The organism is Leisingera daeponensis, from assembly GCF_019801465.1.
Classification (GTDB): domain Bacteria; phylum Pseudomonadota; class Alphaproteobacteria; order Rhodobacterales; family Rhodobacteraceae; genus Leisingera; species Leisingera daeponensis_A.
This window is the reverse complement of record NZ_JAHVJA010000003.1, coordinates 199,950-221,686: the sequence shown is the minus strand read 5'-3', so window position 1 is coordinate 221,686 and position 21,737 is coordinate 199,950. Positions and strand designations below refer to the sequence as shown.

Below are 21,737 nucleotides of genomic sequence, written 5' to 3'. Positions count from 1 at the left end.
TGGTAAAAAAATGTAATCAGACTGGAAAACGGCTAGAGAACCCTTATTTGCCCCCCGACGCGCCCATTCCAGTACCAATTGGACACTTATCCGAATGCCCTTGATGTTGCGACCGCTTAAATTTGTACCTGCGCTGATTTTGGCCGCTTTTGCCGCTGGCTGCGCCACTCAGGACCCGGTCGCACGCGCCTCCGGAGAAGTGTTCGACCCCTATGAGCGGACCAACCGCACCATTCACGCCTTCAACCGCGGTGTCGATCGGCTCGCCTTCCGCCCCGCCTCCAAGGGGTATGTGGCGATTGTACCGGCGCCGATGGTGACCAGCTTCTCGTATTTTGCCGAAAACCTGTCGATGCCGGGCCAGATGGTCAACGCATTGCTGCAAGGCGACCTCAAGACGGCGGGCAATGCGTTTTCGCGCTTTGTGATCAACTCGACAGTGGGCTTTGCCGGCCTCGCCGATCCGGCCTCTGAATTCAAGGTGCCGGCGGTGAACACCGATTTCGGCGAGACCCTGCACAAATGGGGCGTCGGTGAAGGCGCCTATGTCGAACTGCCGCTGCTCGGCCCCTCGACCAGCCGCGACGCGGTGGGGGTTGCCGTCGATTTCTTCACCAACCCGCTGGGATATGCCGAGCAGAATACTGCCGACAATATCACCATCTACGCCGAGATCGTGCGCCGCATGGGCGATCGTGGCAACTATTCCGACACGATCGACTCGATTCTCTACGAGAGCGCCGACAGCTATGCGCAATCGCGCCTGATCTACCTGCAGAACCGCCGGTTCGAGCTGGGGGATGGCGCCGAGATCAAGGAAATCGACCCGTACGAACTGAACACCGAAGGATTCTGATGATGGACCGCCGCAAATTCCTGACCGGCCTCGGCGCCGGTGCTGCCGCGCTGATTGCTGCGCCCCAGGCCCTGTGGGCACTGACCGAAAACAGCGCCAGCACACTGATCAACAGCCTGGTTGCCGACATCAACCGGGTGATCGACTCCGGCAAGGGCGAAAGCGCCATGTTCCGCGAATTCGAGCGGATCTTCCAGCGTTACAGCGACACCTCCTATATCGCGGCCTATGCGCTGGGGGCAGACGGGCGCCGGGCATCCGCGGCTCAGAAGAAAGCCTTCTCCAAGGCCTTCCAGGGTTATATCTCGCGCAAGTACGGCAAACGCTTCCGCGAATTCATCGGCGGCAAGCTGGAGGTCAAGGGCGTCAAGAAGGTGAAGAAATGGTACGAGGTGAGCACCATTGCCTACCTCAAGGGCCAGTCGCCGTTCGAGGTCACCTTCCTGGTGTCCGACCGGTCGGGCCGCGACCTGTTCTTCAACATGTTCATCGAAGGCGTGAACCTCCTGCTGACCGAACGCACCGAGATCGGCGCGATCCTGGACAGCAAGAAGGGCGACATCGACGCCCTGATCGCAGAGCTGGAACGGCTGAGCTGAACCGGCTCCGCTACCGTAATCGAGAAAGGCTCCCTGCGGGGAGCCTTTTTCTTTGCCGCCTGCCTCTCGCCGCGCTGTTTCAGCTGCGGCGCGCTCTGCCCCCCCCGCCGTTGCAGCATCAGGAGCAGTAGCGCCCTGCCGTACAAGGCAGAGACGCTTTGGCTGCGGCCCGGTCAGTGGCCGAGAATGTCACGCAGGATATTGTCAACCGCACGGCCCAGTTCCTGGCCGAGGTTCGGCCCCTGGCGGCGGCGTCGCTCGCGGCGCGGCTCCTGCGGCGGCGGGGCTATCGGCGCCGGTTCCAGCATCGGCAGCGGCTTCGGCTCCAACCCCTCGTGCACCCGCACCATGGTCTCACGCCAGATCTCGGCAGGCAGGCCGCCGCCGGTCACCCCCGAAAGCGGTGTGTTGTCGTCATAGCCCATCCAGACGCCGGCCACATAATCGGCGGTGAAGCCGATGAACCAGGCATCCTTGGCGGCCGAGGTGGTGCCGGACTTGCCCGCGGCCTGCCAGCCCGGGATCTGCGCCCGCTGGCCGGTGCCGCCGGAAATAACCTTCTCCATCATCCAGACCAGCTGCTGTGCCGCCTCGGGGCGGATCACCCGCTCTCCCATGCCGCCGCTGGCCCCCATCAGCGCCTCGCTGTCTTCGACCAGCTTCAGCTCTGTCACGCCATAGGGCGTCACCGAGGAGCCGCCATTGAGGATGCCCGCATAGGCCCCGGTCATCTCCAGCAGCGTGCTTTCCGACGCCCCCAGCGCCAGAGACGGCCCTGCCGCCAGGTCGCTGTCGATGCCGAAATCGCGGGCCACCCTGCTCACCTTGTCGCGGCCCACAGCCTCCGAAATTTTCACCGCGGGCACGTTCAGTGAGTCGCGCAACGCCCGGGCCAGGGTCACTTCACCGTAGAATTTGCGGGTGTAATTGTCCGGACACCATTGGCCGGAGCCGGGGATATTCATGCAGTATTTCGCATCCAGCACCCGGTCATAGGGCGAATAGCCGAGCTCCAGCGCGGTGGCATAGACAAAGGGCTTGAACGCCGACCCGGTCTGCCGCTTGGCCTGGGTCGCCCGGTTGAACACGCCCGATACCCGGGTCTTGCGCCCGCCCACCATGGCGCGCACCGCGCCGTCGGCGCTCATCACCACAATCGCGGCCTGGGCCTTAGAGCCTTCGCGGACCTTGTTTTCGAAGACGTATTTCAGCGCTTCTTCGGCAGCGCGCTGCAGGCGCTGATCCATGGTGGAGCGGATCACCACGTCTTCGGTGGTCTGATCGCCCAGGAAGTCCGGAATGCTGTCCATCACCCAGTCAGCAAAATAGCCGCCTGCCCGCGCCGCCGCAGCTTCGCTCAGCTCTGCCGGATTGTCCTGGTACTTCTGCATCGCAGCGGTCGTCAGGTAGCCCTGCTCCTGCATCAGCCGAAGCACTGTGGCCGCCCGGTCCTGCGAACGCTGCAGATTGTTGGTGGGAGCCAGCGTCGAGGGCGCGGTCAGCAGGCCCGCCAGCATCGCGCCTTCGGCCGGGTTCAGCTGGTTCGCCGACTTGCCGAAATAGCGCTGCGCGGCAGCCTCCGCCCCGTATGCGCCGCCGCCCATATAGGCGCGGTTCATGTAGATCGAGAGTATCTCATCCTTGCTGTATTTAGCTTCCATCGCCAGGGCAAAGATTGCCTCGGTCCCCTTGCGCCAAAGCGAACCCTTGCGGCAGTCGGCCTCATAGGCGCTTTCGCTTTTCCACTCGGCCGGATCATAGACCTTGCCAAGGCAGAGGAGTTTCGCGGCCTGCTGGGTGATTGTGGAGCCGCCGTGGCCGGACAGCGGCCCCCGGCCTTCGCTCAGATTGATGCGGATGGCACTGGCCACGCCGCGCGGCGAAATCCCGAGGTGGTGGTAGAACCGCTTGTCCTCGGTTGCGACGATGGCGTTCTTCAGGTGCGGCGAAACAGTGTCCGCGGTCACCACGCCGCCGAACTGGTCGCCGCGCCAGGCAAAAACCTCGCCCTCGCGGTCCAGAATGGTGACGGACCCGCGGGCGCGGCCGTCCAGATAGGCCGAAACATCCGGCAGGCGGGCATACTGAAAGGCGACCGCAAGGCCGACCAGCCCGCATACCACCATGCCGACACGCCAGGTAAAGCCCCAGGCCAGCCGGAACACAAAGGCAAAGGGTGCCAGCAGCCAGCCGATCACGCCGCGTTTCCTGCGCACCGGCCGGGCGCGAGCCTTCTTGCGGCCGAACAGCCGTCCCAGCAGCCCCGGCGCCTTGGCCTTGGGTGCGGATTTCCTGCGTGCAGGTTTCTTGGCGGCAGGTTTGCCCCTGCCGACCGCGGAATAGCGTTTCTCTGCCACCAAAGGCCTACGCCCGGATCCTTGTGCCATCGTCTGTTCCTGCCCGGTTTGCCCGTTGTCCGGGGACCATATCCTGCCCGCGCCGGATTGTAGAGGGGGCAGAATCCGGACCTTTCCCCCTTTTCCAGATGGCCAGTTTTTAAGCGATCCGCACAAAAGGCGCAAAATTATTGTGCGGCCGCAGAAAGACGCGCGGAAACTTGCTGCCTTCTGCTTTGCACGACTCGGCACAGCGATTTTGCTGCAAGTGCACAATGCATCGGCATGGGGCCGGGGCAGCGCGAAACCTAAGGGATGCAGAGATGAAAATGATCATAGCCGCCATCAAGCCCTTCAAGCTGGACGAGGTCCGCGAGGCGCTGACCGGTCTTGGCGTGAGCGGGCTGATGGTCACCGAAATCAAGGGCTTCGGCGCCCAGGCCGGCCACACCGAAATCTACCGCGGCGCCGAATACGAAGTGAACTTCGTGCCGAAACTGAAGCTGGAACTGGTGGTGCCCGCCGATCAGGCCGAGGCGGCCGTCAGCGCCATCGCCGAGACCGCCCGCACCGGCAAGATCGGCGACGGCAAGATTTTTGTTCTGGATGTGGAACAGGCCCTGCGGGTGCGCACCGGTGAAACCAACCTCGAGGCGCTGTAAGCGCGCCCGGCATGGAGGAAAGACTTATGAAGACCCTGAAACTCCCTCTTGCGGCCCTGGCGCTGAGCGCGCTGCCGGGCCTGGCGCTGGCCCAGGACGGCCCGGCGCCGGGTGTGAACCCCGCGACCGACACCGTGTTCATCCTGAACTCGCTGCTGTTCCTGATCGGCGGCTGCCTGGTGTTCTGGATGGCCGCGGGCTTTGCCATGCTGGAGGCAGGCCTGGTGCGCTCCAAGAACGTGACCATGCAGCTGACCAAGAATATGGCGCTGTTTTCGCTGGCGGCGGTGTTCTACTGGCTGATCGGCTACAACCTGATGTACCCGCTGGGCAACTGGGCTGTTGATGGCGTGCTGTCCGGCGTCTTCGGCCCCGGCGTGCTGGAGGCGGTGGGCATCACTGCCGACGCGGCAGATGATTATTCCTATGCCTCCACCGGCTCGGATTTCTTCTTTCAGCTGATGTTCTGCGCCGCCACCGCATCGATCGTGTCGGGCACCCTGGCCGAGCGCATCAAGCTGTGGCCCTTCCTGATATTCACCATCATTCTGACGGCCGTGATCTACCCGTTCCAGGCCAGCTGGAAATGGGGCGGCGGCTTCCTGGACCAGATGGGGTTCCTGGATTTCGCAGGCTCGACCGTGGTGCATTCGGTGGGCGGCTGGGCCGCGCTGACCGGCGCGCTGATCCTGGGTCCGCGCATCGGCAAGTACAAGGACGGTAAAACCATCCCGATGCCCGGCTCCAACCTGGCGCTGGCCACCCTCGGCACCTTCATCCTGTGGATGGGCTGGTTCGGCTTCAACGGCGGCTCGCAGCTGGCGATGGGCTCGATCGGCGACGTTGCCGACATCTCCCGCATCTTTGCCAACACCAACGCCGCTGCGGCAGGCGGCGCCGTGGCCGCGCTGGTGCTGACCCAGCTCTTGTTCCGCAAGCCCGATCTGACCATGATCCTGAACGGCGCGCTGGCCGGCCTGGTGGCAATCACCGCGGAACCGCTGACCCCGGGTCTGGGCCTGTCCACCCTGATCGGTGCCATCGGCGGCGTGATCGTGGTCTTCGCAGTACCGTTCCTGGACAAGCTGCGGATCGACGACGTGGTTGGCGCCATCCCGGTCCACCTGATCTGCGGCATCTGGGGCACCGTGGCCGTGGTTCTGTCCAACCCCGAGGCAAGCCTGCTGACCCAGCTGACCGGCATCGCCGTTGTGGGCGTGTTTACCGTCGCGGCCTCGGCCGTGGTCTGGATCATCCTGCGCACCACCCTGGGCATCCGGGTTGAGGAAGAGGACGAGGTCAACGGGCTCGACATGGCCGAGCTCGGCATGGAAGCCTATCCCGAGTTCTCGCCCAGCTGATCCCGGCCCGCCTGCCGAACTGCGGAAACACGGCCCCTCGGGGCCGTGTTTTACGTTTCTCCGGACCGGCCGCGGAGCAGGTCCGCTTTCTCACCAAACGCCTGGCAATCTGTGCTATACTTTTACGCTCTAATCACGGGACAAAGGATATTGAAATGACGATATTCCGTGTGAATGCCGACCGCGATATGGCCGAGGTCGTGAAGAAGGGCCCGAAACGCATCAAAGACAAAGACCTTGAGAAGGCGCTCAAGGAATTCAGGGATCTCGACAAGTGGCGCAGCGCGCTGGATGACCTGAAGTACCTGTCGGACCTGAACGTTAAGCGTGCACGCACCGTCTATTCGATTTGCGATAAGCGATTGAAGGACAAGGGGCTGTCAAAGGATGACAAGGGAGAACTCCTGTTCATCCGTAAGAAAGCCTATGAATTCACGATGTCGATGAAGAAGCTTGGCTTCGTCTGACCGTCTTTTGCCGCATCCGGCGCACAGGCAAGCGCGCCCGCAATGGGGCGCGTTTCCAGAATAGCCCGCTTGAGAAAGCCTCGGGACGGGCGTTTGCGCCTGATGTCAGCTTTGGGGCACCGCGATCACCTTGGAGGCGGCCATCTGGTCACGGTAATCCTGGCGGTCTGCGGCTCGATCCAGGTGATCCTCCACCACGTCCCACACGCCGGCATCCACGGCTGCGTCCCGGCGGCCTTCACGGCGGTCGGCGCGGCTTTCAATGCGGTCGATGACTTCACCGTTCGCGGCGAAAGCAGGCGCCGCCAGCGGCAGCACAACGGCGGCGGACAGAATCAGGGCGAGAACAGATTTTGCGAGGGTCATTTCAGGTTTCCTAGGCTGTGTTACTGGTGACTTCCGCAGGCTCGAACGCAGGCCATTGCCGCTTCCGTCGCCCGCCCCCGCATTCCCTGACGCCGCCTTCCGGCATGGCAATCTACCCTCCACCGGCAGATCTCCCCTCACCGTGCAGGAGGTGCCACGCCCAAGCCCGAAAGGGTCTTGGTGCAGCCAAGACACACCGCCAGGCGCGGGTGCCTTGATTTTGACGAGACCGCAGCCAGAGGCAAATCACGCAATAGTCCTGGATAGCCTCCCGCCAAAAAAAACGCGCCCGTTTCGCGGGCGCGTTTCTGCTTTTTTTGTAAGGCCGCTCAGACCCCGGCGTCAACAATCGCCTTGGCCAGCACCGGCACGGTCTGCGCGTTAAGGCCCGCGATATTCAGGCGGCTGTCGCCGACCATGTAGATGCCATTGTCGACCCGCATCTTCTCGACCAGCTCCGGCGTGGTGCCGAGGAGCGAGAACATGCCGCGGTGCTGGGCGATGAAGCCGAACCGGTCGGAACCGGTCAGCCGCTGAAGTTCATCCGCCAGCTGCTGGCGCAGGCCCAGCATGCCCAGGCGCACCTCTTCCAGCTCTGCCGCCCAGTCGGCGCGCAGGGCATCATCGTTCAGGATCATGGTGACCAGACGGGCGCCGTGGTCCGGCGGGAAGGAATAGTTCTGGCGGTTCAGGAAGGCCAGCGTGCCCTGGTTCAGCGCCTGTGCCGAGGCATCGTTGGTCACTGCCATCAAGAGGCCGGTGCGCTCACGGTAGATGCCGAAGTTCTTGGAGCAGCTGGCCGCGATCAGCGTCTCGGGGCAGCTGGAAGCCACCAGGCGCACGCCCAGCGCATCCTCTTCCAGGCCGTCGCCAAAGCCCTGATAGGCGATGTCGATCATCGGGATCAGGCCGCGCTCGTTCAAGAGCGCGATGACCTCTTTCCACTGCACCTCATTCAGGTTGGCGCCGGTCGGGTTGTGGCAGCAGCCGTGCAGCAGCACCACGTCGCCCTTTTGCGCGCCCTTCAGGTCTTCCATCATGCCGTCAAAGTTCACGCCGCGGGTGTCGCGGTCAAAGTAACGGTAGACGACGGTTTCGATGCCGACATATTTCAGGATTGACACGTGGTTCGGCCAGGTCGGGTCCGACACGAAGACGCGCGCCTTGGGGTTGGCCATCCTGATCAGCTCAAACGCCTGGCGCACCGCACCGGTGCCGCCGGGTGTCGCCGCCGCCGCGATGTTCTCACGCGCAACCGCGTCACCCAGGATAAGCTTGATCATCGCGTCCGAATAAGCCGGGTCACCGGCCAGGCCGACATAGGATTTGCTGGTCTGCTCTTCCCACAGCTTGTGCTCCGCCGCCTTGATCGCGCGCATCACCGGCGTGACCCCCTCAGCGTTCTTGTAGACGCCGACGCCAAGGTCGATCTTGTCCGCGCGCGGGTCGTCGCGGTACATTTGCATCAGCGCCAGGATCTTGTCGGCGGGCTGGGGTTTCAGGGTCTCGAACATCAGTTCTCTCCGGTAGCAACGGGAAGGGTCGGGAAGGCACCCCATTCCACCCAGGACCCGTCATAAAGCGCATGGTCGGTCTTGCCGATACGCTCCAGGGCGAGGCTGAGGATGGCGGCAGTAACGCCCGATCCGCAGGAAGTAATTGCAGGTTTGTTCAGATCGACGCCGGCGGCCTCAAAGGCGGCGCGGATGCCGTCGGCATCCTTCATGGTGCCATCGGCGTTCAGCACCTGGCCAAAGGGCACATTGCGGGAGCCTGGAATGTGGCCCGCGCGCAGACCTTCGCGCGGCTCCGGCGCGTCGCCGCGGAAGCGCTCGGCAGAACGGGCGTCGATGATTTCGTGGTCGCCCAGCTTGGCAGCGGCGGAAACCTGGGTCACGTCGCGCACCATGTGGTTCTGCACCCGCACCGTCATGTGGCGGTCGCGGATCACCGGCGGCAGATCCTCGACCGGGCGGCCCTCGGCCTGCCATTTCGGGAAGCCGCCGTCCAGAACCGCGATATTGGTCTGCCCCATCAGCCGGAACAGCCACCAGACGCGGGCAGCAGAGAACAGGCCTGCGCCGTCGTAGACCACCACCTGGTGGCCGTCGCCGACCCCCATCGCCCGCAGCTTGGACATGAATTTCTCGACCGGAGGCACCATGTGCGGCAGGTCGGAACGGTTATCGGAGATTTCGTCGATATCAAAGAACCGCCCGCCGGGGATATGGGCGGCCTCATACTCGGCCTTGGCGTCACGTTCCTGCTGCGGCAGATACCATGAGGCGTCCAGCACCCGCAGATCCGGATCCTTCAGATGGGCCGCAAGCCAATCGGTTGAAACAAGGGTTTTTGGGTCGTCGAGCATCGAAGCCTCTCCCTGTGTGCGCCTGCGCCATGCCTACAGCCGCCATGCGGGAGTCGCAAGGGAAGGTGGTGTATTGACGCAATTATCTGTCGCAAATCCGCGATCGGAGGCATTGCCGCGGGCGCAGTCAGCCGACCGTGCGCAGGACCGGTCCGGCGCGGGGCGCGGTTTCGGCGCCGCTGCAAGGGAACCGCCGTGCGAATGCAAGGCCAGCGCGGATCACCTGCGGGTCCATCCGGCCCAGAGCCGCGTCCGCAACGGCTTGCCGCGCGGCCGGGGTCTGATCACGGCGCATGTAATGGATCATCTGCAAAAGCGCCTGCTCATCCGCCGTCAGGCATTCGCGGGTCTCAAGACAAAGCGCGTCATGGCTGTTCAGACGTTCCGGGCGCACGTCCTCCAATGCGCGGATGATTTTAAACAGCGCATACGCCACGGCCAGCCCGTAAGTCTCCCCCCAGCGCTCCGCAGCCGTATGAAAGGCATGCTGCCAGCCCTGTCCGCCGGGCCGGCGCAAGCCTGCCAGAAAATGGCGCAGGAGCGGCAGCAGCCCGGCTTCAAAATCATCGAGGCCCAATGCGGCAAACGGTTCCGCCGTGCCGGCCGGCTGCGGGCCGACGGTTGCCTGAGCCGCTGTTTCTGATTGGGTAAATACCATTTGATGCCATCCTTTTCCGGTCCCGGGATCACTCCTGCCGGGCCTGACTCGGATGCCGAATCTGCTGGGTCGCGCCTTTTCTGACTGAAACAATAAGTTATTACAGCCGCCCGCGCAAAACGCTTGTACCGCGACTGGCCGGCTGTTTTCGCAAGCAGCAGAAAACCGATTAGCGGGCGTCCTTCAGGAGGCGCTGTTTCTGGCGGCCCCAGTCGCGCTTGGCCTGGGTTTCGCGCTTGTCATGCAGCTTCTTGCCCTTGGCGATGCCCAGCTTGATCTTGGCGCGGCCCTTGTGGTTGAAATAGATCACCAGCGGCACAAGGGTCATGCCCTTCCGCTGGGTCAGGTTCCACAAGTCCGACAGTTCTTTGCGCGACACCAAGAGCTTGCGGCGGCGGCGCTCCTCATGCTTGAACACCTTGGCCTGCGCGTAAGGCGGGATGTAGGAGTTCACCAGCCACAGCTCTCCCTCCTCCACCGCGGCGTAGGAATCGGCGATGTTGGTGCCGTTGCCGCGCAGCGCCTTGACCTCGGACCCCTCCAGCACGATGCCGCATTCGATATCGTCCTCGATCGCGTAATCGAAGCGCGCCCGCCGGTTTTCGGCGATCACCTTGTAGTTCGGGTCTGATGTCTGCTTCTTCTTGGCCATGGGCGGCAGATGTAAGGCCGCGCGGCGGCGGGCGCAAGATGGCGCTCACACCTTGTGGCTGCGCAGCAGCGTGAAAACACCGCTGCCGACGATAACCGCGCTGCCGATCAGGGTCAGCGCATCGGGGCGTTCGCCGAACACCAGCACTCCCAGCACCATGGCAAACACCAGCCGGGTGTAGCGGAACGGCGCAATGACGGAGATCTCGCCCGCCCGCATCGCGCCCGACAAGGCGTTATAGGCGATCACCCCGATCACCGTCGCCGCCCCGATATCCAGCCAGTTGCGCGGGGCCGGCCAGACCGCGCCGCCGGTCCAGCCCAGCGCAATCGCCCCGGCGACCACCAGCATGGCGAATCCCAGGAAGCCCAGCTGGTTGTTGCTCATGTTCCTGGGAGCCGCGCGGGTGGCCAGATCGCGGCCCGCGAACCCGAGCGTGCCCGCAACTGCAAACAAGGAGGCCGGTTCGAACCCACCGAGGCCCGGGCGCAGGATTAAGAGCACCCCGGCAAAGCCCAGCCCGATTGCCAGCCAGCGCCGCCAGCCGACAATTTCACCAAAGAAAACCACCGCGCCAGCGGCCACCACCAGGGGCGTCGCCTGCAGGATGGCCGAGGCCGAGGACAAGGGCGTCAGCGCAATCGCCAGGGTGAAACACAGGCGCCCCACGACCTCCGCCACCGAGCGCCACAGCATCGGGCGCGTGCCAAAGCCCGGGTGCCAGGGGGCGTGACCTTGCGCACGCGCCAATGCTGCGAATACCGCCATGCCGCCGAGGCCGAACAGGATCAGGATCTGCCCGACCGGCAGGCTGGCGGCGGCGGATTTGATGAACATGTCCTCCAGCGCGAAGGCCGCCATGGCCAGTACCATCAGAAGGCTTCCGCGCAGCGTGTCCATACCGTCGTTCCCCGAATTCCATAAACTCAATGACTTGTGAAACTGGTAGGGCTGCCGGAAAAAATACACAAGTGAAGCACTTCAATCCCGCTGCGTCAGACCCGCCTGCCGGTAGTGGTGCATGTTGAGAAAGGCCGCGCCGGTTTTCAGGCTGCGGTAGCCGTGCGGCTGGTCGGCGGCAAAGCGCAGACCCTGTCCAGGCTCCAGCGGCACCCATTCGCCGTCGTTCAGCACCTCCATCGAGCCATGCAGCACAAAGACCTCCTCCGTCACCCCGGTGTCATGCGGCTGTGACTGGTGGCTCTGGCCCGGCTTCAGCGTGACCTGAAAGGTCTCGGCGCCCAGCAGCGGGTCGAAGGGAAAGACGATCTTGACCCCGATGCTGCCGGGGAACTGCACGGTCTCATAAACCCCGGCGGCCTCTCCGACAGGCCGTGTAGCCTCGCCGATCAGCGCGGTCAGCGGCAGGTGGAATCCCTTGGCGATCTTCCACAGGGTGGCAATCGTCGGGCTGGATTCGCCGCGCTCGATCTGCCCCAGCATCGCCTTGCTGACCCCGGTGGCCTCCGCCGCCTTGGACAGGCTGAGCCCTGCCGCCGCACGGATTTCCCGCAGGTTCAGGAGTATGCCGTCTTCGCTCATCTTCGCCGCCTCTGCCCCCTCTGGAAAAAACACCTTGTGCGTTATAACGCACGATGTGTATTGTGCGTTATAACGCACAAATCTCCTAGCCGATCCGGCACCAAAGGAAAACCCGCATGCTCAAGGATCTGAAGCTTTCGCACATCGTCTCAGGCGCGGTTGCCGTGCTGGTCGGCTATACCGGTTCTGTTGCCATCATCTTTCAGGCGATTGAGGCGGTGGGCGCCACCCAGCCCCAGGCGAACAGCTGGATGCTGGCGCTGGGGGGCGGCATGGGGGTCACCTGCCTGATTCTGTCGCTGATGTACCGGATGCCGATCCTCACGGCCTGGTCGACACCCGGCGCTGCGCTGCTGGCGGTCAGCCTGAACAGCGTCCCGCTGGGTGAGGCGGTGGGCGCCTTCCTGTTCAGCGCACTACTGCTGACCCTCACCGGGATCACCGGCTGGTTCGCCGCGCTGTCGCGCCTGATCCCCGACAGCCTGGCCAGTGCGATGCTGGCGGGCATCCTGTTCCAGTTCGGCCTCACTGCGTTCACGTCGCTCCAGACGGACACCGCGCTGGTGGCTGTGATGGGCCTCACCTTCCTCGCGGGGCGCAAGCTGTTTCCCCGCTACACCATCCCTGCGGTGCTGGCGGCGGGTGTGGCCTGGTGCGCAGGCACCGGTGCCTTCGGCAGCTTCAATGCGCTCGACCTCACTCTGGCCCGGCCGGAGTTCGTCATGCCCGCCTTCTCGCTGCCGGTGCTGATCGGCGTGGGCCTGCCGCTCTATATTGTCACCATGTCCTCGCAGAACATGCCCGGCGTGGTGGCGCTGAAGGCAGCCGGCTATCAGCCGCCGGTTTCCGCCAGCCTTACCGTGACCGGACTGGCCTCGCTGCTGCTGGCGCCTTTCGGTGGCTTTGCCTTCAACCTGGCTGCCATCACGGCCGCCATTTGCGCAGGCCCCGAGGCGGATGAGAATCCGGAGACCCGCTACCTGGCGGGCGTGATGACCGGCCTCGTCTACATCCTGGTGGGGCTGGGCGGCGCCACCGTCATCAGCCTGTTCCTGATCGCCCCCAAGGCGCTGGTCGCCACCGTCGCAGGCCTGGCGCTGCTGGCCACCATCGGCAACAGCCTGTCGGCCGCGCTGGCGGACAGCACCGGCCGCGAGGCGGCGCTGATCACCTTCATGACCACCGTCTCGGGCGTCAGCTTCTTCGGAATCGGGGCCCCGTTCTGGGCGCTGGTGCTGGGGCTGGCGGTGAATCACCTGCTCACCCCACCCGCCAGGACGCCGGCCCGGGCCGGAAAACCGGCCTGACGGAGATTTCGCGACAGAAAACCGGCGCAAACTGCGCCATAATTACCGAAGACCGCCCCCGCATGTTGCCTTTATTGCGCAAATCGTGTCCCTGAGGGCAAAGACTAAGGGAACCAGCCAGATGCCAAAGTACCGATCCAGAACCTCCACCCATGGCCGCAACATGGCGGGCGCGCGCGGACTGTGGCGCGCCACCGGCATGAAGGACGATGATTTCGGCAAGCCGATCATCGCCATCGTCAACTCCTTCACCCAGTTCGTGCCCGGCCACGTCCACCTCAAGGACCTGGGCCAGATGGTCGCCCGCGAGGTCGAGGCGGCCGGCGGCGTCGCCAAGGAGTTCAACACCATCGCGGTGGATGACGGCATCGCCATGGGCCATGACGGCATGCTCTACTCGCTGCCCTCGCGCGAGGTGATCGCCGACAGCGTCGAATACATGGTCAACGCCCATTGCGCCGACGCCATGGTCTGCATCTCCAACTGCGACAAGATCACTCCGGGGATGCTGATGGCCGCCATGCGCCTCAACATCCCGGCGATCTTCGTCTCCGGCGGCCCGATGGAAGCGGGCAAGATCGACATCGCCGATCTCGACATGAAGAAGATCGACCTGGTGGATGCCATGGTCGCTGCCGCGGATGACAAATTCACTGATGAGCAGGTGAAGCACATCGAGGAAAACGCCTGCCCCACCTGCGGCTCCTGCTCCGGCATGTTCACCGCCAACTCGATGAACTGCCTGGCCGAGGCGCTGGGTCTGGCGCTGCCGGGCAACGGCTCGACGCTGGCGACCCACGCCGACCGCAAGGAGCTGTTCCTGGAAGCCGGCCGCAAGATCGTCGAGATTACCAAGCGCCACTACCAGGACGAGGAAAAGGGCCTGCTGCCGCGCGAGATCGCCACCTTTGAAGCGTTCGAGAACGCCATGAGCCTGGACATCGCTATGGGCGGCTCCACGAACACCGTTCTGCACCTGCTGGCGATTGCCAACGAGGGCGAGGTGGACTTCACCATGTCCGACATGGACCGGCTCAGCCGCCGTGTGCCCTGCCTGTGCAAGGTCGCGCCGAACATCCACAACGTCCACATGGAGGACGTGCACCGCGCCGGCGGCATCTTCTCGATCCTGGGCGAGCTGAGCCGCGCCGGGCTGCTGCACGAGGACTGCCACACCGTGCATACCGCCACCATGGGCGAAGCAATTGCCAAGTGGGACATCAAGGTCGCCAACAACCCGGAGGCCGAACAGCTGTTCAAGGCCGCCCCCGGCGGCGTGCGCACCACGCAGGCGTTCTCCCAGGCCAACCGCTACAAGGAGCTGGACACCGACCGCGAAAACGGCGTGATCCGCGCCAAGGAACACGCCTTCAGCCAGGATGGCGGCCTTGCGGTGCTATTCGGCAATATCGCCCGGGACGGCTGCATCGTGAAGACCGCGGGCGTTGATGAGCACATCCTGAAGTTCACCGGCTCCGCCTATGTCTGCGAAAGCCAGGACCAGGCGGTCAACGACATCCTGACCGGCAAGGTCAAGGAAGGCGACGTGGTGGTGATCCGTTACGAAGGCCCGCGCGGCGGCCCCGGCATGCAGGAAATGCTCTACCCGACCTCCTACCTGAAGTCTAAGGGCCTGGGCAAAGCCTGCGCGCTCCTGACCGACGGCCGCTTCTCCGGCGGCACCTCCGGCCTGTCGATCGGCCATGTCTCGCCAGAGGCAGCCGAGGGCGGCACCATCGGCCTGGTGCGTCCGGGCGACACCATCGAGATCGACATCCCCAACCGCACCATCCACCTGGCGGTCTCCGACGAGGAGCTGGCGGTGCGGCGCGAGGAGCAGGACGCCAAGGGCTGGAAACCGGCCGAGCCGCGCAAGCGCAAGGTCTCCAAGGCGCTGAAGGCCTATGCGCTGCTGGCCACATCGGCGGCTAAAGGCGCCGTGCGCGCGCTGCCTGACGAGGACTGAGGCAGAACACTCCCAGGGAAATGCCAAACCCGCCGCTCACGCGCGGCGGGTTTTCTTTGGCGTCCCGCGCCTGAGACTGCTTCTCAGTAAACATCCTGCATCAGCCAAGCCCTCCCGTCCCCGCTTTGGCCCGCTGGCTGACGCCAGCACGCCACGCGGCGTTGGGCGTGGCGCCGTGCTGGCGCACGGCGCGCCTCCGGCGGGAGTATTTCGGCAAAGGAGAAGCTGCTCTGCCAGATGAGGCACCCGCCCGCGCCGCGCCAGCGGCGCCCGGCCCAAGGCTTTGAGCTGCATCTTTGATGCTGCCCGAAGGCGCGGGAGCCACGCTTCTTTCAACACTCAAAATGACTGGGGAAAGGACAGTTTTTCCACGGGGTCACCGCATTTCACAAAGCCAAAGATGCGCACTGCATTCCCCTCGGCTTGCCCAGCCAATCCAATCTGCTCGAGCCGTCTTTGAAAGGCGGCATCAGCCAAGCAGCTGCCACGCAGTTCCACCCATTCCAAATCCGAAAAACCGCCGTCGGAAAAATGGTAGTACCATTCGCGGTCCCAGCCGCTTACGTATCCGCTGACTACACAACGAGACCGGAAACAAGGCCTGTCACCGGGATCCAGCGTCAAGACCAAGTCCCTGAGTTCCATCCATTTGGTATGGCTAGAAACGGGGTAGCAGTCCTCGGCTTCCTGCACCACGCCTACTCCCCCAGCTTGGCGTGCACCTCGTCCAGGTCGATCTCCCCCACCGGCATCTTGTTGGCCGGGTTTTCGAAATCGTATTTGAACAGCTCGAAATCGCGCTTGTAGATCTCATAGACCAGATGCATCGATAGATCGTCGAAATAGTCCTCTACAGCGTGCGCGCGCTTGGGGCCGTGGCCTTCGCTTTCGTTGAAACGCGGGATCGCGGCCAGGTCCACCGCGTGCGGCATCTCGATCGCGTCCAGCACCTGCTGCATGCCGTCGTTGAAGGCCTCGGTCCAGAAGATCTGGTTGTAACGCCCGCCGTTCAGGATAAAGGTCGACACATGCCCCGACATCGCCGACCAGTGGATGTCCGGGTCCATCGGGCGGCGCCAGCGGATGGTGTCGCGGGCAAACAGCAAGAAGCGGCGGAAGCTGGCGATCTGGTCGAACTCCTGCTTGCCGTCGTCGCCGCCGACCTCGATCCCGTATTCATAAGCCAGCTTGGGCACCAGGTTGCCGCGGTAGCGCTTGCCGTTGCGCTGGATGCCGCAGATCTTGTCAAAGAAAGACGACAGGATCCGGGTATAGGGGTTGCGCACACAGGTGAAGGCATAGGACCGCTGCCCCTGCACATTGCGGGTGATCGGCCCCTGGCTGTGCTCCAGCGCCCATTTGTGCAGACCCTCCTTGGCGTCATGAATGTCACCGTCAAAGAACCGCCCGTGATCCGAGTAATAAAGGATCTGCCCGATGGTCGAGCAGGCGCATTTCGGCACTACCCGGTAGACCACACTTTCACTTTCCGTCATCCAGGTTCCGGGAAACCCCATCTGCTGCCCTCTTGTCCGTCTTTGTCTGTTCCCAGCAGTAATCGCATATGTTTACCGAAACGGGAACAATCTGGTTTATTCGCCGGCCCGGCGCGCTTATCAAGGTAAACAATCAGGCAGAACAAGGCAGTCCGTCCTCCTCATGGCAAAAATCGCATATATTCTGCTGTGCCATAAAGACCCCGAGGCGATCATCCAGCAGGCGGAGCGCCTGACCGCGGCCGGCGACTGCATGGCGATTCACTTTGACGGGCGGGCGGCGCCGGAGGACTATCAGCTGATCCGGACCGAATTGGCGGACAACCCCAACGTTGTTTTTGCCAGGAAACGGATCAAATGCGGCTGGGGCGAGTGGTCGCTGGTGGAGGCGACACTGCACGCGCTGCGCAGCGCCGTGGAGGAGTTTCCGCGCGCCACCCATTTCTACATGCTGTCGGGCGATTGCATGGCGGTGAAAACGGCAGAATACGCCCACCGTTTCCTGGACGATCACGACAAGGATTTCATCGAGAGCTTCGACTTCTTCGAAAGCGACTGGATCAAGACCGGCATGAAGGAGGACCGGCTGATCTACCGGCACTTCTTCAACGAGCGCAAGCACAAGCAGCTTTTCTACTGGAGCCACGGCCTGCAGAAACGGCTGGGGCTTCAGCGCGAAATTCCCGCCGACATCCAGGTGCAGATCGGCAGCCAGTGGTGGTGCCTACGCCGCCGCACGGTGGAATGGATCCTCGATTTCATTGCCAAGCGCCGCGACGTGATGCGCTTTTTCCGCACCACCTGGATCCCGGATGAGACCTTCTTTCAGACTTTGGTGCGCCACTTGATCCCGGAGGCCGAGATCGAGACCCGCACCCTCACCTTCCTGATGTTCACAGACTACGGGATGCCGGTGAATTTCTACAACGACCACTATGACCTGCTGCTGAGCCAGGATTTCCTGTTCGCGCGAAAGGTCAGCCCGGACGCCAAGGAGCTGAAGTCGCGGCTCGGGCGGCTATATGCGGCGCAGGGCGTGGAGTTCCAGATCTCCAACGAGGGGCGCAGCCTGTACAAATTCCTGGCCCAGCGCGGCCGCGACGGGCGCCGTTTCGCGCCGCGGTTCTGGGAGACCGAAAGCACCCTGGGCCGTGAACGCGAGTTGCTGATCGTGGTCTGCAAGAAATGGCATGTCGCCAAGCGGCTGCTGGAACAGATCCGCCAGGTGACCAACATCCCGGCGATTGAATACCTGTTCAACGAGGAAGACACACCCCTGCCCGACCTGGGCGGCATCCAGGCGGCGCTGATGAAACGCACCCGCCACCGCCGGGCTCTGATGCGGATGCTGTTTGAATACTACGAATCCGACCAGCTGATTATCTGCCTGGACCCGGGTGCTATTGACCTGATGAACGACTTCCATTCGGACCGGTCATCAACCCGCTTCCTGCATATCGAATGCGACTTCAGCGATGATTACCTGATCGGTCATGCCCACCGGGTCGGGCTGGCAGGCGAGCGCACGCCGCAGCTTACCCTGGAGCGGCTGCTGCCGACGATCCGCAACGATATCCTGCATGAAAGCGACCGCATCCGCGATGCCGGATTCAACCAGCTCTACCAGATGCGTGAAAGCGCCAGCATTGAGGACAATGCGGACCAGCTCAGCGGTTTCCTCAGCCTGTCCGGGGACAAGGCCCGGCAGATTGCCGGGACCCATTATCTGTTCGCGGACTGACCGGGGAGGTTCCCCGCCCCGCAGGGACTCAATCTTCGAGCGCCATGATCATATCGACGCGGGTGCCGTGGCGGCCGCCTTCGAACTCCGTCCCCAGGAAGGCATCGACGATTTCCAGCGCCAGGCCCTCGCCCACCACGCGGGCACCGATCGAGAGCATGTTGGCGTTGTTGTGGGCGCGGATCATCTTGGCTGAGAAGGTGTCGGAGCAGACGCCGCAGCGGATGCCCTTGACCTTATTGGCCGCCATCATGATGCCCTGTCCGGTGCCGCACAGGACGATGCCCAGCGCGCAGTCGCCAGAGGCCACCAGCTGCGCCGCGGCGGCGCCGTGCTTGGGGTAGTGGGTGCTTTCGGGGGTCTGCGGGCCGATGTCCTCGACCTCCCAGCCCTGTGCTTCGATATGGGCGGCAACGGCCTTGCGCAGTTCAATGGCGGCGTGGTCGCTGGAAAGGGCAATGCGTTTGCTGGCAGTCATGGTCTCGTGGTCCTGTGTCGCAACGGGGGATAAGAGGCTTGGCCCCGTGTTGACCAAGGGACGGGGGCGGCGTCAATCACTTTGTTGCCGCACGCCAGGACCGGCAGAAAACGGAGGGCCTGAAACAGGCCCTCCATTGGATCAGATTTCCACTTCGACGCGGCCGATCGGGTTGGAGCAGCAGGCCAGGATATACCCTGCCTCAATATCCTCCTCCGAGATGCCGCCGTTGTGGACCATATGCACGTCGCCCGCAGTCTTCTTGACCTTGCAGGTGCCGCAGATGCCGAAGGTGCAGCCCGACGGGATGTTAAGGCCCGATGCCTTGGCCACCGCCAGCACCGTGTCGGTCTCGGTGCAGTTTGCGGTCACGCCCGACGCGGCAAAGGTGATCTCGGCCGCTGCGGTTTCCTCGGGAACCACATCGTCCAGCTCCGGCGCATCGGCTTCGGTCTCCACCGGCGCGCCAAAGCTTTCCTGGTTGTAGTTCTCCATATCGAAGCCCAGACCGTTCAGCATGTCGCGCACAGCCTGCATGAACGGATCCGGCCCGCAGCAATAGACCTCGCGCTCCAAGTAGTCGCCGGCAATCAGGCCCAGCATGATCTGGTTCAACTGGCCGCGGTAGCCGGTCCAGACCTGATAGGGGTCATCCTCTTCCACCACGAAGTTCAGCTTGATGCCCGGAACCCGTGCCGCCATGCCTTCCAGCTGGCGCCGCGCGATGATCTCGCTGGGTCGCTTGGCGCAGTTGATGAAGCTGATATCGGGCGACTGGCCACGGTCGAACAGGTACTGGGTCATCGACAGGCTGGGCGTGATGCCGGAGCCTGCGGAGATGAACAGGAACTTGCCGTTCGGGCGCTTGGGCAGGGTGAATACGCCTGCCGGTCCGGAGGCCTTGAGGAACATGCCCGGTTTCAGGTGGTCCAGCATCCAGCGGGTGCCGATGCTGTCGGTCTGCGCCTTCACGGTCACCGAGATCGACAGCGGCCGCGACGGCGAGGAGCTGATCGTGTAGGTCCGCCAGACGGTTTCGCCCGGCACCGGCAGCTCCAGCGTCAGGAACTGGCCCGGCTGGTACTTGAACCACGCGCCGGAAGGCGCGCGGAAGCTGAAGGTGGCGGTGTTCGGCGCTTCCGGCACGACAGAGACGCATTCCAGCATCTCGTCGTCCTTCCACGCCAGGGTCTCGTCAAGCGTTTCGAAGTTGGCCTGCAGTCCCATGCTCTTACTCCGCCGCGATCAGGTGGCGGCCGGTCAGCGCGCGGGTCAGGTGCTCGGCATACCAGTTGGAGAACTGGATAACGCCGCTTTCCTGAATTCCCGAATACGGGCCGGGTTCATATGCGGGCGAGTTGATGCCCCGCTGGTTGTCCTCGACCACGGTACGGTCCTCATCGTTGGTGGCCATCCAAACCTCGGTCAGGCGCTTCAGGTCGTAATCCTTGCACTCTTCAGCGTCCTTGTGGACCAGCCACTTGGTGGTCACTTCGGTTTCGGTGGCGCTGATCGGGGTCACCCGGAACACCAGCGAGTGATCCGGCAGGAAATGGTTCCATGTGGTGGGGTAGTGGAACTTCAGCAGGGTGCCCGCGTCGGCGAACGGCACCCGGCCCAGTTTCCTGGCGACAGCGGCCTTGCCATCCAGGGTGTAGCTTTCAGCGCCCTCGTTCAGCGGCATCCGCGCCACACGGTACTGTCCGCGGCCGTCGATCTTGAACTGCGCCGGAATGCCTGCCGCCTCAATGCGGTCAAAGTGCTTCTGCAGGTGCGCCGGGGTCTCGCCGCCCTCAATTCCGGTGACGGACGGGTCCTCGGGGAAGGTACGGCACAGAGACGGGTGGTTGCCGCCGCAGTGATAGCACTCGCGGTTGTTTTCCCAGACCAGTTTCCAGTTGCCGTTCTCGATGATCGAGCTCTCATGGGCGACCTTGGCATTGGCCAGATCATGAGGCTCCAGATAGGGGCGGGCCACGTCGGCGAAGGCGTCAAAATCCGGCGCCTCATCCGCCAGGCAGATGTAGATCAGCCCCGCGAGGTCGCGGCAGTGCACCGGCTTCAGCCCGTGTTTGGAGGCATCGAAATCCGGCCCCATGTCGCGCGCCCACAGCAGCGAGCCGTCCAGCTCATAGGTCCACTGGTGATAGGGGCAGACCAGTTTGGGAGAGTTGCCCTTTTTCGCCTTGCAGACAACCGAGCCGCGATGGCGGCAGGCGTTGTGGAAGGCGCGCACTTCGCCATCGGTGCCGCGCACGATGATGACATTGTAGGCGCCGACCTGATGGGTCACGAAATTGCCGGCCTTCGGGATCTCGCAGGCGGGAATGGCAAACAGCCACTCGCGGTAGAAGATCTGCCGCATGTCCAGATCCAGAACGCCCGGATCGGTATAGAACGCCTGTTCCAGGGAATAGTTTTTCTGACGGGCCACCAGTTTGGCCAGAATCTCGCTGTCCTGAAGCATCTGCTTCTCTCCTTTGCCGCATCCCCGCGGCAGGTTGGCTTGGGTGCGGGCATGTGGAGAGAGATTGCAGGCCACGCGCCTGCAACCGCCCCGCCGCCGCCCGCGGTTGACGTTTTCTGGCAAGGCTGGTTTCCGGACTGTCCCGGGGCCATTCGGCGGCGGGGCCTGGCACCTTCCCGAAGCCGCTGCTTCAGTGGTTCTTGCCATGCCTTGCCCGGGGTCACCGTTGCGGGGGCAGTGCCGGAGTTTCACCAGCTTCCCAATTCTCCGCCCCGAAAGGCGGCACCTTGCTGAGGCGGAAATTGCCCTATTCCCGACGCATCGGCGGAGACAAATCCGACCCGCCAAAACCGGAAAAAGACATACAGGTTTTCTGTTCGGACAGCGGAACCGCACGCCGGTTTCCCAAACCGGC

At 63.6% G+C, this 21,737-nt stretch carries 21 protein-coding genes and 1 riboswitch; of the genes, 8 read left to right on the top strand and 13 right to left on the bottom strand.

Annotated elements, in window-relative coordinates; all coding sequences use genetic code 11:
- Window positions 1-103 precede the first annotated feature (103 nt).
- Together KUV26_RS09405 and KUV26_RS09400 are read left to right on the top strand one after the other, a co-directional pair.
- Complete coding sequence (locus KUV26_RS09405; protein ID WP_261399814.1) at window positions 104-856, top strand: VacJ family lipoprotein; 753 nt, start codon at window positions 104-106, stop codon at window positions 854-856.
- A 2-nt stretch (window positions 857-858) separates the two neighbouring features.
- Window positions 859-1,455 (top strand): phospholipid-binding protein MlaC, encoded by a 597-nt coding sequence (locus KUV26_RS09400; RefSeq protein ID WP_222508152.1) that lies wholly within the window; start codon window positions 859-861, stop codon window positions 1,453-1,455.
- A gap of 173 nt (window positions 1,456-1,628) precedes the next feature.
- On the opposite strand, the gene KUV26_RS09395 is transcribed toward KUV26_RS09400, so the two are convergent.
- Window positions 1,629-3,842, bottom strand: coding sequence for a transglycosylase domain-containing protein (locus KUV26_RS09395; RefSeq protein WP_222508151.1), 2,214 nt, complete (start codon window positions 3,840-3,842; stop codon window positions 1,629-1,631).
- Window positions 3,843-4,114: 272 nt separating this feature from the next.
- Here KUV26_RS09395 and KUV26_RS09390 point away from each other — a divergent pair, with 272 nt between their 5' ends.
- From KUV26_RS09390 to KUV26_RS09380, 3 genes are all read left to right on the top strand, one after another.
- Complete coding sequence (locus tag KUV26_RS09390; protein WP_222503271.1) at window positions 4,115-4,453, top strand: P-II family nitrogen regulator; 339 nt, start codon at window positions 4,115-4,117, stop codon at window positions 4,451-4,453.
- A 26-nt stretch (window positions 4,454-4,479) separates the two neighbouring features.
- Window positions 4,480-5,814 (top strand): ammonium transporter, encoded by a 1,335-nt coding sequence (locus KUV26_RS09385; RefSeq protein WP_222503270.1) that lies wholly within the window; start codon window positions 4,480-4,482, stop codon window positions 5,812-5,814.
- Window positions 5,815-5,969: 155 nt separating this feature from the next.
- On the top strand, window positions 5,970-6,281 hold the full coding sequence (locus tag KUV26_RS09380; RefSeq protein WP_222503269.1) for a hypothetical protein: 312 nt from the start codon (window positions 5,970-5,972) through the stop codon (window positions 6,279-6,281).
- Between the two features lie 105 nt (window positions 6,282-6,386).
- Here the strand turns inward: KUV26_RS09380 and KUV26_RS09375 are convergent, their stop codons facing one another.
- The 7 genes from KUV26_RS09375 to KUV26_RS09345 all read right to left on the bottom strand — a co-directional run bounded on the left by KUV26_RS09375 (window position 6,387) and on the right by KUV26_RS09345 (window position 11,867).
- Complete coding sequence (locus KUV26_RS09375) at window positions 6,387-6,647, bottom strand: hypothetical protein (RefSeq protein ID WP_222508150.1); 261 nt, start codon at window positions 6,645-6,647, stop codon at window positions 6,387-6,389.
- A gap of 329 nt (window positions 6,648-6,976) precedes the next feature.
- Window positions 6,977-8,161 (bottom strand): aromatic amino acid transaminase, encoded by a 1,185-nt coding sequence (locus tag KUV26_RS09370; RefSeq protein WP_222508149.1) that lies wholly within the window; start codon window positions 8,159-8,161, stop codon window positions 6,977-6,979.
- Window positions 8,161-9,015, bottom strand: a complete 855-nt coding sequence (sseA, locus tag KUV26_RS09365; RefSeq protein ID WP_222508148.1) for a 3-mercaptopyruvate sulfurtransferase — start codon at window positions 9,013-9,015, stop codon at window positions 8,161-8,163. Before sseA ends, KUV26_RS09370 begins: the two co-directional genes overlap by 1 nt.
- A gap of 127 nt (window positions 9,016-9,142) precedes the next feature.
- Window positions 9,143-9,673: a hypothetical protein gene (locus KUV26_RS09360; RefSeq protein WP_261399813.1), complete on the bottom strand. Its 531-nt coding sequence runs from the start codon at window positions 9,671-9,673 to the stop codon at window positions 9,143-9,145.
- 169 nt (window positions 9,674-9,842) lie between these two features.
- Entirely contained in the window at window positions 9,843-10,325 is a 483-nt protein-coding gene (smpB, locus tag KUV26_RS09355; protein ID WP_019297314.1) for an SsrA-binding protein SmpB, read from the bottom strand.
- Between the two features lie 45 nt (window positions 10,326-10,370).
- Window positions 10,371-11,225, bottom strand: a complete 855-nt coding sequence (locus KUV26_RS09350; protein WP_222508147.1) for a DMT family transporter — start codon at window positions 11,223-11,225, stop codon at window positions 10,371-10,373.
- 81 nt (window positions 11,226-11,306) lie between these two features.
- Window positions 11,307-11,867, bottom strand: coding sequence for a helix-turn-helix domain-containing protein (locus tag KUV26_RS09345; protein ID WP_222508146.1), 561 nt, complete (start codon window positions 11,865-11,867; stop codon window positions 11,307-11,309).
- Window positions 11,868-11,983: 116 nt separating this feature from the next.
- On the opposite strand from KUV26_RS09345, the gene KUV26_RS09340 reads away from it, so the two are divergent.
- Window positions 11,984-13,174 carry a benzoate/H(+) symporter BenE family transporter gene (locus tag KUV26_RS09340; RefSeq protein WP_222508145.1) on the top strand — a complete coding sequence of 397 codons (1,191 nt, stop codon included), beginning with the start codon at window positions 11,984-11,986 and terminating at the stop codon, window positions 13,172-13,174.
- Window positions 13,175-13,295: 121 nt separating this feature from the next.
- Window positions 13,296-15,140 carry a dihydroxy-acid dehydratase gene (gene ilvD, locus KUV26_RS09335; RefSeq protein WP_222508144.1) on the top strand — a complete coding sequence of 615 codons (1,845 nt, stop codon included), beginning with the start codon at window positions 13,296-13,298 and terminating at the stop codon, window positions 15,138-15,140.
- A 339-nt stretch (window positions 15,141-15,479) separates the two neighbouring features.
- Here the strand turns inward: ilvD and KUV26_RS09330 are convergent, their stop codons facing one another.
- Both KUV26_RS09330 and KUV26_RS09325 read right to left on the bottom strand, forming a co-directional pair.
- On the bottom strand, window positions 15,480-15,836 hold the full coding sequence (locus tag KUV26_RS09330; RefSeq protein ID WP_222508143.1) for a DUF6678 family protein: 357 nt from the start codon (window positions 15,834-15,836) through the stop codon (window positions 15,480-15,482).
- Between the two features lie 2 nt (window positions 15,837-15,838).
- Complete coding sequence (locus tag KUV26_RS09325) at window positions 15,839-16,657, bottom strand: sulfotransferase family protein (protein ID WP_222508142.1); 819 nt, start codon at window positions 16,655-16,657, stop codon at window positions 15,839-15,841.
- Window positions 16,658-16,799: 142 nt separating this feature from the next.
- On the opposite strand from KUV26_RS09325, the gene KUV26_RS09320 reads away from it, so the two are divergent.
- A complete protein-coding gene (locus tag KUV26_RS09320) occupies window positions 16,800-18,377 on the top strand; it encodes a DUF5928 domain-containing protein (RefSeq protein WP_222508141.1) in 1,578 nt (525 codons plus the stop codon).
- Window positions 18,378-18,405: 28 nt separating this feature from the next.
- Here KUV26_RS09320 and rpiB read toward each other — a convergent pair whose 3' ends face one another.
- From rpiB to KUV26_RS09305, 3 genes are all read right to left on the bottom strand, one after another.
- Complete coding sequence (rpiB, locus tag KUV26_RS09315) at window positions 18,406-18,855, bottom strand: ribose 5-phosphate isomerase B (RefSeq protein ID WP_222508140.1); 450 nt, start codon at window positions 18,853-18,855, stop codon at window positions 18,406-18,408.
- Between the two features lie 141 nt (window positions 18,856-18,996).
- Entirely contained in the window at window positions 18,997-20,082 is a 1,086-nt protein-coding gene (locus KUV26_RS09310; RefSeq protein WP_222508139.1) for a hybrid-cluster NAD(P)-dependent oxidoreductase, read from the bottom strand.
- Window positions 20,083-20,086: 4 nt separating this feature from the next.
- Entirely contained in the window at window positions 20,087-21,322 is a 1,236-nt protein-coding gene (locus KUV26_RS09305) for an aromatic ring-hydroxylating oxygenase subunit alpha (RefSeq protein WP_222508138.1), read from the bottom strand.
- 105 nt (window positions 21,323-21,427) lie between these two features.
- A riboswitch (cobalamin riboswitch) is annotated at window positions 21,428-21,627 on the bottom strand.
- Window positions 21,628-21,737: the final 110 nt, after the last annotated feature.